Raw genomic sequence first — 14,261 nt, 5'->3', positions numbered from 1 at the left:
AGTTTTTCGGACAAGTCGTTTGTTTTGGTAACGGAGGCTCTGGTTCGGTTTCTGTTTGAGTTTAGGCGACCGCGGCTTTGTGCTGCAACCGGCGCTTTCGGATTGTCTGTTTCTTGATCTCCTCTCTCATTTTCAGGATCGTCCGACCCCGACCGTGGTAGACGTCAGCCGGCGTCAGGTTATCCAGGCTCTCGTGGTATCGCCGAGTGTTGTAGTATCCGACGAAGTCGCCGATCTGGCGTTCAAGATCCCCCGGCAGATAGTAGTTCTCCAGCAGAACCCGGTTCTTCATGGTCTGGTGCCAGCGTTCGATCTTGCCCTGGGTCTGTGGGTGGTGCGGCGCTCCGCGGACGTGATCCATACCTTTGGTATCGAGGTAGTCGGCCAGGTCGGCCGCAACGTAGGACGAGCCGTTGTCGCTGAGCAGCCGGGGCTTGTGAACGACTGTCGCATGAGCACAGCCCGAGGCCTCCAGCGCCAGATCCAGCGTGTCCGTCACATCCACGGCCTTCATTGTCGTGCAGAGCTTCCACGCGATGATGTAGCGGCTGTAATCGTCGAGGATCGTGCTGAGATAGAACCAGCCCCAACCGATGACCTTGAGATAGGTGAAGTCGGTTTGCCAGAGTTCGTTGGGCCGAGTTGTCTTGTCCCGGAACTCATCGGCGGCACGGATCACCACATGGGCCGGAGCCGTGATCAGGTCCTGGGCCTTGAGAATGCGGTATGCCGAGGACTCAGATACAAAATACCGTTTCTCATCGGTGTATTTGACCGCCAATTCCCGTGGCGTCAGATCCTCATGATCCAGCGCGAACTCAACGAAGGCGTCGCGGATCTCGTCCGGGATGCGGTTCCACACCGCCCGAGGCCGCGGGGACGTGTCACGCAAAGCGTCAACGCCGCCATCGGCCCACCGCGCATACCACTGGTAATAGGTGCTGCTGGGAATGCCGAGCATGGTCAGGGTCCGCCTGACCGGCAAATGCGAGGCTTCGACTGTCCGAATGATCTCGAGCTTCTCCGAGGCTGGGTATCTCATGCGTCGTCCTCCCCATCCCCGAACGTGCTTTTTTTGAGCAGCCTGTTCTCCAGTGTCAGCTCCGCGACCACTTCTTTCAGCGCGGCTGCCTCAGAGCGCAGTTCCTTGACCTCGGGAGCTGTCGCCTGACGGGCTGTGTCACCCGCCAGCCGGTTCTTCCCAGCCTCAAGAAACTCCTTCGACCAGCTGTAATAAAGGCTCTCAGCGATCCCTTCACGACGGCACAGGGCCGCTATGCTTTCTTCGCCCCGCATCCCGGCAAGCACGATGCGGATCTTCTCCTCCGCCGAGTAGTGCTTGCGGGTCTTACGCTTGATACCCCTAACAAGCTTGTCAGCAGCATCCTTGGATGTTCCGGATCTCTTGTTCATCTTCGCTCCATTATGGCTTCGATGAACCAGAAATCCTCCGTTCCTCAAACACCTAAATCTGTCCGGTAGGTGCTGACGTTAGACAGACGTTGCCATCACCACCGCCGGAGCATACGTTTGAGCGACTTCCGAAACAAGAGGAGTGGGATAGGTCCACGACCCACTGATCATACATCGACAGGACAGATTGGCATGATTGCCTGGAGCCGTTTGAGTTTCTTTTGACTTGATACTGACGGCTCTTAGGCTGGGTTTAATATTGCCAAACAATTTGTCGTGTGCGGAGTCGCAACGTCCAAATTCTAAATTCTGGAGGGTATCGAAACGCGAGTAGAAAGACATACTCGCGGATGCAAACAAGAGCTTAAGAGAGGTGAACGAAGAAAAATAGAGGTAAACGGTCTCTTAAACCTTCCTGAAACCTGTCATTTGGTAAGGCTTTCGGGACATGCAAATAGAAACCAATGATATAACTAATTCGCGCCCGAGCCGCCGCGCAACTGTCACCCAAGCAGAGCTTACCCGATATCTTAAAGCGTATCGGGATGCAGGTATTCCGGTGGCGCGAACTGAAATCGGGCGTGATGGCAAGGTAACAATCCACACATTCGATAGCGCTGCTGTCGAAGAACCAAACCCATGGGATGCAGCATGAAGCATCGTAGGCAATACCCCGGCGCATCACCTTATACAGACCGCCACGGCCGTAGACGCTGGCGGTTCCGTAAGGGTGCCTTTTCAGCAGAACTCGGCACAGACTATGGATCAGAAGTCTTTCAGCGTCGCTATGAAGCGGCAGTCGAAGGCCACAGGACGCGCGGGCTCGTGGGTGTAGAGCGCACACGTCCGGGCTCCGTCTCCGCACTGATCGCTTCCTATTACCGTTCGCCGGAGTTTCTAGGTCTATCCGACGGCACCAAACGTAACTACCGCAGCATCATTGAGCGCTTTCGCGAGAAACACGGCGACAAGCCAGTCAAGCTTATGAAGCGCAGGCACGTGCAGAACATCCTTGCCGAGAAAGCCGAGACACCAGCAGCGGCGAACAACCTTCGCAAACGTTTAATGACCTTGCTGGATCATGCCGTGTCGCTAGAGTGGCGGGACGATAACCCGGTCAGCACGACAAAACCCTATCGCCTTGACCTCGGCGGGCATCACACTTGGGAAGAGGGTGAGATCGCGCGATTCTTTGAAGTTCACCAAAGCGGCACCATGGCGCATCGTGCCGTGACCTTGATGCTCTACACCGGCGCGGCGCGAGCGGACGCAGTGAAGTTGGGGCCATGGAATATCAAGGATCACCGGATAGAATACCGTCGTCAAAAAACGATCCGTAGCAATGGCGTAAAGGTAAGTATCCCCCTACACCCTGACTTGGCTGCTGTTCTGGCTGACCTGTCGAAGGATCAGCCATTTTTGGCTACTGCCTACGGGAAGCCTCGTTCGCCAGATGGACTTGGCAACATGATGCGCGAATGGTGCGACCAAGCCGGGCTTGCGACTTGCTCCTCCCACGGACTGCGCAAAGCCTGTGCGCGACGTCTGGCCGAGGCAAAGGCATCCGCACACGAAATTATGTCCGTTACTGGCCACAGGACACTCGCAGAGGTGCAGCGATATACCGAAGAAGTGGAACGCGAATGTATGGCGGATTCTGCATTCGACAAACTGATCGCAAGGCCAAATGGTGAACGAAATGCGGCGAACCTTCCGAGAAAGTTCGCCAAAAACCTCTCTAAGCCACTGAAAAAATAAGCATAATTTCAGAGGTTGGCGATCCCGCGAGGACTCGAACCCCGAACCTGCTGATTAGAAGTCAGCTGCTCTATCCAGTTGAGCTACGGGACCGCTTGGCAAAAGCCTTACCCAAGCGCGGTTGCGAATTCAAAGGCGAAATCACGCGAAAGGGTCTTCGGGATACCCCACGCCGGCCAGATAGAGCCCTTGCGGCGGGCAGACCGGGCCGCAGGCGGCGCGGTCGCGGGCGTCGAGCGCCGTTTTGACCTGGTCCGGTGACCAGGCTCCGGCGCCGACGCGTTCCAGCGTGCCGACGATGCTGCGTACCTGGTTGTGCAGGAAAGACCGGGCGCGCAGACGGAACTGGATCTCCGGCCCGCTGAGGCCTTCGATCTTCGAAATGACGATGTCATCCAGTGTTTTCACCGGGCTTTTCGCCTGGCAAATGGTCGATCGGAAGGTGGTGAAATCGTGATGACCCACGAGATGCGCCGCGCCTTCGCGCATGGCCTCGATATCCAGTGGATTCTGCACCCGCCAGACCAGCCCCTTGCCATGGGTGGCCGGTGCGCGGCGGGTCAGCAGACGAAAAAGGTAACGGCGCTCGACCGCCGAGAACCGGGCGTGCCAATCGTCTGCGACCTGCGCACAGTCGAGGATCGCGACGGGCAAGGGTTTGAGGTGGTAGTTCAATGCCTCGGACAGGCGAAAGGGGTCCCAATCCTTGGCCATGTCACACTGTGCGACCTGCGCCAGCCCATGCACGCCCGCATCCGTCCGGCCCGCCGCCGCAATGGTGTGCGGGCCCGGTTCAAGCCGCGCCAGCGCATCCTCGATTGCGCCTTGCACCGAGGGCTGATCGGCCTGTCGCTGCCAGCCGACGAAGGGCGCGCCGTGATATTCGACTTTCAATGCAAACCGAGGCATGAAAAGCCCTTAGCGTGGCCGGCGGCGGGGAACAATCCCCCAACGCTCCCCTCTGGCACATGGCGGGCGTGCGGCCTATCTTGAGCGCAAAGAGAAGGGGCAGTTTGGTGCTTTCGGATATCGCAGATGGGCTGACACGCGGGATGGAGCGCGTGGGCGACACGCTGTCGGGCGCGTTCATGGAGCCGGTGATCCGGCTGGGTGTCACTGGGCTGAGCCGCGCGGGCAAGACGGTGTTCATCACGTCACTGGTGGCCAACCTGATGGATCGCGGGCGGATGCCGGGGCTTGTCGCCGCCGCCGAGGGGCGCATTTCGGCCGCCTACTTGCAGCCGCAGCCCGACGATACGCTGCCCCGGTTCGAGTATGAAAAACACCTGGGCGCGCTGACCGCCGAGACGCCGCATTGGCCCGACAGCACACGCTCGGTGTCGGAGCTGCGCCTGTCGCTGAGGGTGCGTGCCTCGGGCCTGCTGGCGGGCCTGCAGGGGCCGCGAACCGTGCATCTGGATATCGTGGATTACCCCGGCGAATGGCTGCTGGACTTGGGACTGATGGACAAGAGCTATGCCGAATGGTCCGAGGAAACACTGGGCCGGTTAGAAAGCCGCGAGCAGGCGCAGGATTTTCTGGCAAAGGCCCGTGAGGTGGATGCGACGGCCAAGCTGGAGGAGCCCGTGGCGCAGTCGCTGGCCGAGGCGTTTACCGCCTATCTGAACGCCGCGCGCGCGGCGGGACTGTCGGATTGCACGCCGGGGCGGTTCTTGCTGCCGGGCGATCTTGCCGGCTCTCCGGTGCTGACTTTCACGCCGTTGCCCGCGCCCGACAGTCCGCCGCGCCGGTCGCTGTGGCGCGAGATGGAGCGGCGGTTCGAGGCCTATAAATCCAAGGTCGTCAAACCCTTCTTCCGTGATCATTTCTCGAGGATCGACCGGCAGGTCGTGCTGGTGGATGCGCTGGGTGCCATTCACAACGGCCCGCAGGCGGTCGAGGACATGCGCCGCGCGATGGCCGATATCCTTGGGGCGTTCCGTCCCGGGCGGAACGCCTTTTTGTCCAGGCTTCTAATCGGGCAACGAGTGGAGAAAATCCTGTTCGCGGCGACCAAGGCCGACCATTTGCACCATACGCAACATGGGCGCCTTACGGGGATCATCGAGGCGCTGATGCGGGATGCCCGGAACCGGGCGGATTTCGCCGGGGCGGAGACGGCAGGCATGGCGATTGCCGCCTTGCGGGCCACGACCGAGGAAACGCGGCAGCATGGGGGCCAGACGCTGGACTGTGTGCGCGGCACGCTGATGGGCCCCGAAGGCGGGCGCGGCAAGCAGGCGGCGTTTTATCCCGGTGCCTTGCCGGAGGACCCGGCGCGTTTGCTGGGGCCGGCGCGGGACGGAGCCGAAGCGTGGCTGGAGGCCGAGTACGAGGTGATGAATTTCGCGCCCGCGCGCCTGACGCTGAAACGCGGCGAAGGCCCACCGCATATCCGGCTGGATCGGGCGGCGCAGTTTCTGATCGGGGATCGGTTATGACCCCTTTCGACGCACGTCTTAAGCATGTGCCGGGCCTATTGGCCGTCTTGTGGCAGCATCGCACCGGGCATTGGTGGGATGACGTGAAAATCATGGTCAGGATGACCCGGCGCGGCTGTGTCCGGGCGGTGCGCGACGATACGCGACTGGCCGGTTTCATTCTTTGCACGGGGCCCGAACTACATGCGCTTTACGTGCATCCAAAGGCGCAGGGCAAAGGGGTGGGCCGCCTGTTGTTGCTGGATGCCAAGCGAGAGCGGGATCGGCTAAACCTTTGGGTTGCCCAGGAAAACGCTGGAGGGCGGCGGTTCTATTGCCGGCATGGCTTTGCCGAGAAGACACGTGCTGACGGTGCGGGAAATGACGAGGGGCGGCCCGAGATCCTGATGGTCTGGCCCCCGGAGCGCAGGGTGGAGCCAAGGGTAGAGACATGAGCAAGCGGCCGGTTCTGATCGACATCGAAGACGGGGATGACAGCCCGCGTCCCGACATGGTGCCGCCGGTGCCGGACCCCGTTGTGGAAGGCCATCCCGAGGGGCGGGCGATGCAGACCGTGGCGACCCTGGCGGCGAAGAAACCCTCGCGCCTGGCACGATGGTTCTGGGGGCTGCTGCTGTCGATCCTGGGGGCGGTGATTTCCTTTGCCGCGTGGGACTTCGTCATGGCGCTGCTGGCGCGGAACGTGGTGCTGGGCTACGCCGTCACCGCGCTGATCGCGGCGTTTGCCCTGGTTTGCCTGATCATCGTGATCCGCGAGATGGCGGCGTTTTCCCGGCTGGCACGGATCGACAAGCTGCACCGGGCGGCGGATGCGGCATTGGCGGGGGCGGACCTGAAACAGGCGCGGGGCGTGGTGCAGGACCTGACGCAGCTTTATGCGGGGCGCGAGGATACCAGCTGGGGCCGGGATCGTCTGCGCGAGTATGGCCCCGAGCAGATGGACGCGGGCAGCCTGCTGGGGCTGGCGGAAACCGAGCTTCTTGCGCCGCTGGACCGGGCGGCGGCGAAGGAGATCGAGGCGGCCGCACGACAGGTGGCGACGGTGACGGCGGTGGTGCCGCTGGCCTTTGCCGACGTGATCGCGGCGCTGACGTCGAACCTGCGGATGATCCGGAGGATTGCCGAGATTTATGGCGGACGTTCGGGCACGCTGGGCAGCTGGCGGCTGGCGCGGGCGGTGATGACGCATCTGGTGGCCACGGGGGCCGTGGCGGTGGGCGACGACCTCATTGGCTCGGTCGCCGGGGGAAGCCTTTTGTCCAAGGTGTCGCGCCGGTTCGGCGAGGGGATCGTCAATGGCGCGCTGACCGCGCGGGTGGGCGTGGCGGCGATGGAAGTGTGCCGGCCCTTGCCGTTCCGGGCGGGTAAGCGGCCGTCGGTGACGCGGATGGTGCAAAGGGCGCTGACGGGCCTCTTCGGCGGGGTTAACAAAGGGTAAACGAGCGATGGTTTTCGGTCGGTGGGTCGGTATTCTTGCCGGAAGGCCGGATAGACCTCGCGATTGTGTCCAATCTGACAGAAAAACCTTAACGTCCGGTCGCCGGTGCGCGCGTCAGAACGGGTTGCCCAGTTTTGGAATGCCGCCGGTATGTGTCTCACGGTTCACGACGCCCGCGCGCAGGGTCTGACCGATGCGGTGGGCGAGCGCCGACCAGGCGGCGGCCTTTGCCGGGGGAAGTTCGGACTGCAGGGTGCTGTCGAAGAGGTCGAGCCACATCGAGAACATGCCCGGCTTGACGTTACCCGCCTGCACATGGGCCTGCATGGCATTGCCCACGTAGCACCGCTCGTGCAGGATCGTGTTGGCCCAGAAATCGCTGACGCGGGCCTCATGCGCGGGCCAGTCGGTGACATGCGCGGCAAAGACCGGGGCCAGCCCAGGATGCGCGCGGCATGACGCGTAGAAGGCCGAGACCACGCGCTCGATCTCGGCGCGGGTGATCTCGAAACGGGGGGGCAGGACCGGTGTCATGGCCTGGAATCTGGCCGTTGGATGGGCGGGATGCAATGGGAAACGCGATTCGGGAAAATGGTTAACGCCGCCGGATTGCCGGAAATCGGCACGTCGGTATCGCGTCGGTATTTGGGTGGTCCGCCGACGGTGCGGATTTTGCCGATCCGGTCGGTTAACGGGGCGGGCGTTGCAAAAGCCTTGAGAAGGCTTTTGCCAAGACTTTTCTGAAAAGTCTTGGCGCGGATGGCGGGGTCGGGTTCTACGGCTTGCCCCTTGGAACGCTGACACATATAACGCCCCCCATCATGACCCGCTTTGCGATCATCATTCGAATTACATGCCCGGCGCTCTGAAACAGACGAGCCGCCGGGATCATAGGCGTATAGGACCACCGCGCCGCCCCCACCCAGGGATTGAAATGCCAGTGACAAAGGACGTCACAGATGTGTTCTGACACACCCGATTACAAAGATACGCTGAACCTGCCCCAGACCGATTTTCCGATGCGCGCGGGCCTGCCCAAGCGCGAGCCCGAGTGGCTGGAGCGGTGGAACGGGCTGGGGGTTTACGACCGCCTGCGCGAGAAGGCGACAGCGGAGACGCGCCAGCCGTTTACGCTGCATGATGGACCGCCCTATGCCAACGGGCACCTGCATATCGGCCACGCGCTGAACAAGATCCTGAAGGACATGGTTGTGCGGTCCCAGCAGATGATGGGGCGCGATGCGCGCTATATCCCCGGCTGGGACTGTCACGGCCTGCCGATCGAGTGGAAGATCGAGGAGCAGTACCGCAAGAAGGGCCAGAACAAGGACGCGGTGGATATCGTCGATTTCCGCGCCGAGTGCCGCAAGTTCGCCGAAGGCTGGATCGACATCCAGCGCGACGAGTTCAAGCGGCTGGGCGTGACCGGAAAGTGGGAAAAGCCCTATCTGACGATGGATTTCCGCGCCGAGCGGATCATCGCGGAGGAGTTCCAGAAGTTCCTGATGAACGGGACGCTGTATCAAGGCTCGAAGCCGGTGATGTGGTCGCCGGTGGAGAAGACCGCGCTGGCCGAGGCGGAGGTGGAGTACCACGACAAGGAAAGCTTTACGGTTTGGGTGAAGTTCGCCGTGGCCGAAGGCGGTCTTGAAGGCGCGCATGTGGTCATCTGGACCACCACGCCCTGGACCATGCCGTCGAACAAGGCGGTCGTTTATGGCGAGGACATCGCCTATGGCCTCTACGAGGTCACGGGCACGCCGGACGAGTGCTGGGCCAATGTGGGCGACAGGTTCATCCTCGCCGACAAGCTGGCCGGGGATGTCATGGGCCGCGCACGGTTGAACGACGATCAGTGGACTCGGGTGCGGGACGTGAGTGCCGATGAGTTGAAGGGCCTCAGCCTGAAGCACCCGCTGCATGGTGCCGAAGGATCGAACGGCGAGTGGGACGACCTGCGCGATTTCCGCGCCGCCGATTTCGTGACCGACGAGGAAGGCACCGGGTTCGTGCATTGCGCGCCGTCCCACGGGATGGAGGAATACGAGCTTTATCGTGGTCTCGGGATGCTGGACCAGGTGATCACCTATAACGTGATGGACGATGGCGGTTTTCGCGCCGATCTGCCGTTCTTTGGCGGCACCTATATCCTTGATCGCAAGGGCAAGGAGGGCAACGCCAACAAGGTGATCATCGACAAGCTGGTTGAGGTCGGTGGCCTGCTGGCGCGGGGCAAGATCAAGCACTCCTATCCCCATAGCTGGCGGTCGAAGGCGCCGGTGATCTACCGCAACACGCCACAGTGGTTCGCTGCCATCGACAAGGAAGTTGGCGACGGGCAGGACGACAGCGGCACGACCATCCGGCAGCGCGCGCTGACCGAGATCGACAAGGTTCAGTGGACGCCGAAGACCGGGCGCAACCGCCTGTATTCCATGATGGAATCGCGGCCCGACTGGGTGTTGAGCCGGCAGCGCGCCTGGGGCGTGCCGCTGACCTGCTTCGTGAAGAAAGGCGCGATGCCGACGGATGAAGGCTTTCTGCTGCGCGACGAGACCGTGAATGCCCGCATCCTGGAGGCGTTCGAGGCCGAGGGCGCGGATGCGTGGTACAAGGACGGTGCCAAAGAACGGTTCCTGGGGAATGACTATGACCCCGGAGAGTGGGAGAAGGTCGACGATATTCTCGACGTCTGGTTCGATTCCGGCTCGACTCATGCCTTCGTGCTGCGCGACCGCGAGGACGGATCCGAGGACGGGATGGCGGATCTGTACCTGGAAGGCACGGACCAGCACCGGGGGTGGTTCCATTCATCGATGCTGCAATCCTGCGGCACCACGGGGCACGCGCCGTACCGGGGCGTGCTGACCCACGGGTTCACGCTGGACGAGAAGGGCAACAAGATGTCCAAGTCGCTCGGCAATACTATCGTGCCCGAGGAAGTGGTCAAGCAGTATGGCGCGGATATCCTGCGGCTTTGGGTGGCGCAGACGGATTACACCAACGACCAGCGGATCGGGCCGGAGATCCTGAAAGGGACCGCCGACAGCTATCGCCGGCTGCGCAACACGATGCGCTTCATGCTGGGGGCGCTGAGCCATTTCAGCGACGCGGACCGGGTGGCGCCCGCCGACATGCCGGAGCTGGAGCGCTGGGTGCTGCACCGGTTGGCCGAGCTGGATCACCGGGTGCGTACGGGCTACGCCGCCTATGATTTCCAGGGTGTGTTTCAGGCGCTCTTCAACTTCGCCACGGTGGAGCTGAGCGCCTTCTACTTCGATATACGCAAGGACGCGCTCTATTGCGACGGCGACACGGCCCGGCGGCGGGCGGCGCGGACGGTGATGGATATCCTGTTCCATCGCCTGACGACATGGCTGGCGCCGGTGCTGGTGTTCACCATGGAAGAGGTCTGGCTGGAGCGGTTCCCGGGGGATGAGAGTTCCGTGCATCTGGTGGATATCCCGGAGACGCCGAAGGAATGGCTGAACGAGCCGCTGGCGGCGAAATGGGCCACGGTGCGGCAGGCGCGGCGCGTGGTGACGGCGGCGCTGGAGGTGCAGCGGACCGACAAGGTGATCGGGGCGTCGCTGGAGGCGGCGCCGGTGGTGCATGTGCGGGATGCCGACGCTCTGGAGGTGCTGAAGAGTGTCAATTTCGACGATATCTGCATCACGTCCGATATCCGGCTGACCGATGATCCCAGCCCGGCGGAGGCGTACCGGCTGCCCGAGGTGGACGGTGTGACCGTGGTGTTCGAGCGTGCGGCAGGCGAGAAATGCCAGCGCTGCTGGAAGATCCTGCCGGATGTGGGCACGCACAGTCATCACGGGACCTGCGCGCGGTGTAACGAGGCGTTGGGGTGACGGTGGGGTGAAACCCCACCCTACGACATGACGGATGACGAGATCGCCGAAGAACTGATGCGGCCGGCGCGGGTGCGTTGGGCGGGCAAGACCTTTTGCCCGTCCGAGGCGGCGCGGGTGTTGTCCGAAGAGTGGCGGGATTTGATGCCAAGGGTGCGCGAGGTGGCGGCAGGACTGCCGCTGGTGGCGACGCAGAAAGGCGTGGCCGTCGATCCGGTGGAGGCCAAGGGGCCGATCCGGCTGGGTTTGGCCGAAGGAGAGACGTGATGCCGCCCCTTCAGACGATTTCGACCGGGTTCGTGGTGGCCATGGTCGGTTTTTTCAGTTCCTTTCCCATCGTGTTGCAGGGGCTGGCCGCCGTGGGGGCGAGCGACGCGCAGGCGGCATCCGGCCTGATGGCGGCGGCGCTGGCGATGGGGCTGGCGGGGATCGTGCTGAGCCTGTGGACGAAGATGCCCGCCTCGGTGGCGTGGTCGACGCCGGGGGCAGCGCTGTTGGCTGTAACCGCGCCGGTAGAAGCCGGCTTCGCCGGCGCAGTCGCCGGGTTTCTAGTGGCAGGGGCGCTGACAGTGATCTCGGGGCTTTGGCGGCCCCTGGGGCGGTTGGCGGCGGCGATACCGGCGCCGCTGGCGCAGGCGATGCTGGGCGGTGTACTGTTGCCGCTGGTGATCACGCCAGTGCTGGCCGTGGCCGAGACGCCGGTGGTGATTGCGCCGATCCTGGCGACCTGGTTCGTGCTGGGCCGGATCAACAAGCTGTTGGCGGTGCCGGGCGCGGTCGTGGCGGCGGGGATCACGGTGCTGGTTTACGGTGATCTGGGTGCTTTCGACGCTGGGGGCTGGGTGACGGCGCCGGTGTTCGTGATGCCGGAATTCTCATTGGCTGCCGTGGTGGGGATCGGCCTGCCGCTTTACGTGGTGACGATGGCGACGCAGAACGTGCCGGGGCTGGCGGTGATGCGGGCGCATGGATACGCGCCGGAGCCGGGGCCGCTGTTGAGTGTCGTCGGCGGGTTCAGCGTGCTGTCGGCGCCGGGGGGCGCGCCGCAGACGTGTCTGGCGGCGATCACGGCGGCGATGTGCGCGGACGAGGACAGCCACCCGGATGCAGGGTTGCGCTATTGGTCGGCAGTGATGGCGGGGGTGTTTTACTGCGTGTTGGGGGTGTTTGCCGGTGTGATCACGGCCTTCGCCGGCCTTGCGCCGCCAATGGTGATGGCCAGCGTGGCCGGCGTGGCGCTGTTGAGCGTGTTTGCCAATTCGACCGCTGCCGCGCTGGGCGATGCGGACTATCGCGAGGCGGCGGTGATCACTTTTGTGGTCACGGCGTCGGGCGTGACGGTGTTCGGGCTGGGCGGGGCCGTGTGGGGGCTGTTGGCCGGGGGGCTGGTGCAGGTCGTGAAGGTTTTGCAGAGGGGCCACGACCGTTAGTGCACGGCGACACGTGCGCATGACCGCTTTGCGGACGAGGCCGACTCTCGTGTCGCAAGCCGCGCGATTGCCAGACCGCGGGCTGGCGGCCCACAGACCTTCAGCGCACTTGATCCCCGCAAATTCCGATAAACTTTAGAGCGACACACCATCGGCACCCAATCGCCAGCCCGGGGGGCGGTCTGGCGATCGCGCGGCGGCCTGCGGCCTTGATTCCGTGCGTCAACAGTTCAACAACAGCACTTTTGGATCAAAGCCGCCCTTGCGGGCCTTGCGCTTCGCCTAGTCCTTCCACGTCGGGTGAAAGCGGTTGCCGGGCGACAGCGTAAAGATCTCGCAGCCGTCCGCTGTGACGCCGATGGAGTGTTCGAACTGGGCCGAGAGCGAGCGGTCGCGGGTCACGGCCGTCCAGTCGTCCGAAAGAACCTTGGTCTCGGGGCGGCCGAGGTTCACCATCGGCTCGATGGTGAAGAACATGCCTTCCTCGAGCTTTGGCCCCGTGCCCGCGCGACCGTAATGCAGCACGTTGGGCGGCGCGTGGAACACCCGGCCCAGACCGTGGCCGCAGAAATCGCGCACCACGCTCATGCGCTGGCCTTCGACGAAGCTCTGGATGGCGTGGCCGATATCGCCGAAGGTGTTGCCGGGTTTTACCGCCTCGATCCCCTTCATCAGGCTGTCATGGGTGATCTGGATCAGGCGCTCGATCTTGCGATTGCGCTTGCCCGCGACATACATGCGAGAGGTGTCGCCATACCAGCCGTCGACGATCACGGTGACGTCGATGTTCAGGATATCGCCATCCTTCAGCTTCTTGTCACCGGGGATGCCGTGGCAGACCACGTGATTGACGCTGATACAGCTGGCGTGCTGATAGCCCTTGTAGCCGATGGTGGCGGATTTCGCGCCGGCCTCGTTGACCTTGTCCTCGATGAACTTGTCCAGAACGGCGGTGGTCTGGCCCACCTCTACGAGGTCGGCGACCTCGTCCAGGATTTCGGCCGCCAATGCGCCGGCTTTGTGCATGCCTGCGAAATCCGCGGCCTCGTGGATGCGGATACCGTCGCGGGTCAGTCTGCCTCGGTGCTGTTCGTTCACGTCTGGGTCCATGCGAGTCAATTCTTTGAGGTGTATGTAGGCCGAATTCGGCCCGAGAACCAGAGGGGCAGGTCATCGCAGGGGCAATGTGCGGCGAATTTCGACCTCTTCGGGGGTAATTGCACAATCATAGGCCAGAACCTCGATCCCGGCGAGGCGGGCCATCAGCAGTGCCTCGGCATAGGCGGGGTCGATATCGGCGGCCACGGTCAGCCGCGTGCAGTCGGTACGCTGGACAAGGTAGAAGAGCACGGCGCGGTGGCCCGATTTGGCCATCTCGGCCAGTTCGCGCAGGTGCTTGGCACCGCGGGCGGTGACGCTGTCGGGGAATTCGGCAAGGCCTTGTTTGCGTGACAGGGTGACGGATTTGACCTCGACATAGGCGTCGGGCAGGTCCGCGCCGCGCAGAAGAAAGTCGATCCGGCTGTTCTGCCCGTATTTCTGCTCGGGCAGGACGGTGTCATAGGCCGCCAGTTCGGGGATGTCGCGGGCGGTCAGCGCGGCCTTAAGGGCCTTGTTCGGCAGGCCGGTGTCGACGCCGGTGAAATGGCCGTCGCCGTGATCGACCAGCCGCCAGCCGTATTTCAACTTCTTCTTCGGGTCGTCGTTGGGTTCGACCCAGATGCGCATTCCTTCGTCCGCCAGCCCCATCATCGAGCCGGGATTGGCGCAATGGGCCGTGACCTCGCGCCCGTCCTCGAGCCGGATATCGGCGAGGAAGCGGTTGTAGCGGCGGATCAGCGTGGCCGGCTCAAGAGGGGTTTGAAAGCGCATCAGCCATGCCTATACCGGAGCAAGACCTGCCGCAAGGAGAGCC

Annotated in this window: 14 protein-coding genes and 1 tRNA gene; 8 read left to right on the top strand and 7 right to left on the bottom strand. The window is 63.0% G+C overall.

Translation table 11 applies throughout. The features are described from left to right. Nucleotides 1-61: 61 nt before the first annotated feature. A protein-coding gene (locus tag FIU86_RS15760) for an IS3 family transposase (protein WP_152473331.1) occupies nt 62-1,413 on the bottom strand; the annotation gives its coding sequence in 2 pieces (ribosomal slippage) (nt 62-1,077 and nt 1,077-1,413; 1,353 coding nt in all). A 448-nt stretch (nt 1,414-1,861) separates the two neighbouring features. On the opposite strand from FIU86_RS15760, the gene FIU86_RS15755 reads away from it, so the two are divergent. Next, nucleotides 1,862-2,068, top strand: coding sequence for a hypothetical protein (locus FIU86_RS15755; RefSeq protein ID WP_152475953.1), 207 nt, complete (start codon nt 1,862-1,864; stop codon nt 2,066-2,068). Beyond that, nucleotides 2,053-3,171, top strand: a complete 1,119-nt coding sequence (locus tag FIU86_RS15750) for a tyrosine-type recombinase/integrase (protein WP_152475952.1) — start codon at nt 2,053-2,055, stop codon at nt 3,169-3,171. Before FIU86_RS15755 ends, FIU86_RS15750 begins: the two co-directional genes overlap by 16 nt. Nucleotides 3,172-3,187: 16 nt before the next feature. On the opposite strand, the gene FIU86_RS15745 is transcribed toward FIU86_RS15750, so the two are convergent. Then, nucleotides 3,188-3,264: transfer RNA gene (locus tag FIU86_RS15745), tRNA-Arg, on the bottom strand. Nucleotides 3,265-3,312: 48 nt separating this feature from the next. Further along, entirely contained in the window at nt 3,313-4,080 is a 768-nt protein-coding gene (gene truA, locus FIU86_RS15740) for a tRNA pseudouridine(38-40) synthase TruA (RefSeq protein ID WP_152475951.1), read from the bottom strand. Between the two features lie 104 nt (nt 4,081-4,184). Here truA and FIU86_RS15735 point away from each other — a divergent pair, with 104 nt between their 5' ends. From FIU86_RS15735 to FIU86_RS15725, 3 genes are read left to right on the top strand one after another with little or no spacing between them, the layout of a single operon-like run. Beyond that, entirely contained in the window at nt 4,185-5,612 is a 1,428-nt protein-coding gene (locus FIU86_RS15735; RefSeq protein WP_152475950.1) for a YcjX family protein, read from the top strand. Further along, on the top strand, nt 5,609-6,046 hold the full coding sequence (locus tag FIU86_RS15730) for an N-acetyltransferase (RefSeq protein WP_152475949.1): 438 nt from the start codon (nt 5,609-5,611) through the stop codon (nt 6,044-6,046). The genes FIU86_RS15735 and FIU86_RS15730 overlap by 4 nt, the downstream gene beginning before the upstream one ends. Further along, on the top strand, nt 6,043-7,050 hold the full coding sequence (locus tag FIU86_RS15725) for a YcjF family protein (protein WP_152475948.1): 1,008 nt from the start codon (nt 6,043-6,045) through the stop codon (nt 7,048-7,050). The genes FIU86_RS15730 and FIU86_RS15725 overlap by 4 nt, the downstream gene beginning before the upstream one ends. 114 nt (nt 7,051-7,164) lie before the next feature. Here FIU86_RS15725 and FIU86_RS15720 read toward each other — a convergent pair whose 3' ends face one another. Next, nucleotides 7,165-7,584 (bottom strand): group III truncated hemoglobin, encoded by a 420-nt coding sequence (locus FIU86_RS15720; RefSeq protein WP_152475947.1) that lies wholly within the window; start codon nt 7,582-7,584, stop codon nt 7,165-7,167. Then, the gene (locus FIU86_RS15715; RefSeq protein WP_152475946.1) at nt 7,581-7,856 is read right to left on the bottom strand and encodes a hypothetical protein; all 276 of its coding nucleotides are present in this window, start codon (nt 7,854-7,856) and stop codon (nt 7,581-7,583) included. The genes FIU86_RS15720 and FIU86_RS15715 overlap by 4 nt, the downstream gene beginning before the upstream one ends. A 153-nt stretch (nt 7,857-8,009) precedes the next feature. Between FIU86_RS15715 and ileS the strand changes: the two genes are divergently transcribed. From ileS to FIU86_RS15700, 3 genes are read left to right on the top strand one after another with little or no spacing between them, the layout of a single operon-like run. Continuing rightward, nucleotides 8,010-10,916, top strand: a complete 2,907-nt coding sequence (gene ileS, locus FIU86_RS15710; protein WP_152475945.1) for an isoleucine--tRNA ligase — start codon at nt 8,010-8,012, stop codon at nt 10,914-10,916. 27 nt (nt 10,917-10,943) lie between these two features. Continuing rightward, a complete protein-coding gene (locus FIU86_RS15705; RefSeq protein ID WP_152475944.1) occupies nt 10,944-11,183 on the top strand; it encodes a DUF3253 domain-containing protein in 240 nt (79 codons plus the stop codon). Then, nucleotides 11,183-12,346 (top strand): benzoate/H(+) symporter BenE family transporter, encoded by a 1,164-nt coding sequence (locus FIU86_RS15700; RefSeq protein WP_152475943.1) that lies wholly within the window; start codon nt 11,183-11,185, stop codon nt 12,344-12,346. Before FIU86_RS15705 ends, FIU86_RS15700 begins: the two co-directional genes overlap by 1 nt. A gap of 282 nt (nt 12,347-12,628) precedes the next feature. On the opposite strand, the gene map is transcribed toward FIU86_RS15700, so the two are convergent. Together map and sfsA are read right to left on the bottom strand one after the other, a co-directional pair. After that, complete coding sequence (gene map, locus FIU86_RS15695; protein ID WP_152475942.1) at nt 12,629-13,456, bottom strand: type I methionyl aminopeptidase; 828 nt, start codon at nt 13,454-13,456, stop codon at nt 12,629-12,631. Nucleotides 13,457-13,516: 60 nt separating this feature from the next. Further along, entirely contained in the window at nt 13,517-14,218 is a 702-nt protein-coding gene (gene sfsA / locus FIU86_RS15690; RefSeq protein WP_152475941.1) for a DNA/RNA nuclease SfsA, read from the bottom strand. Nucleotides 14,219-14,261 lie beyond the last annotated feature (43 nt).

This window comes from Roseovarius sp. THAF9 (genome assembly GCF_009363715.1).
Classification (GTDB): domain Bacteria; phylum Pseudomonadota; class Alphaproteobacteria; order Rhodobacterales; family Rhodobacteraceae; genus Roseovarius.
This window is presented reverse-complemented; position numbering and strand designations above follow the sequence as displayed.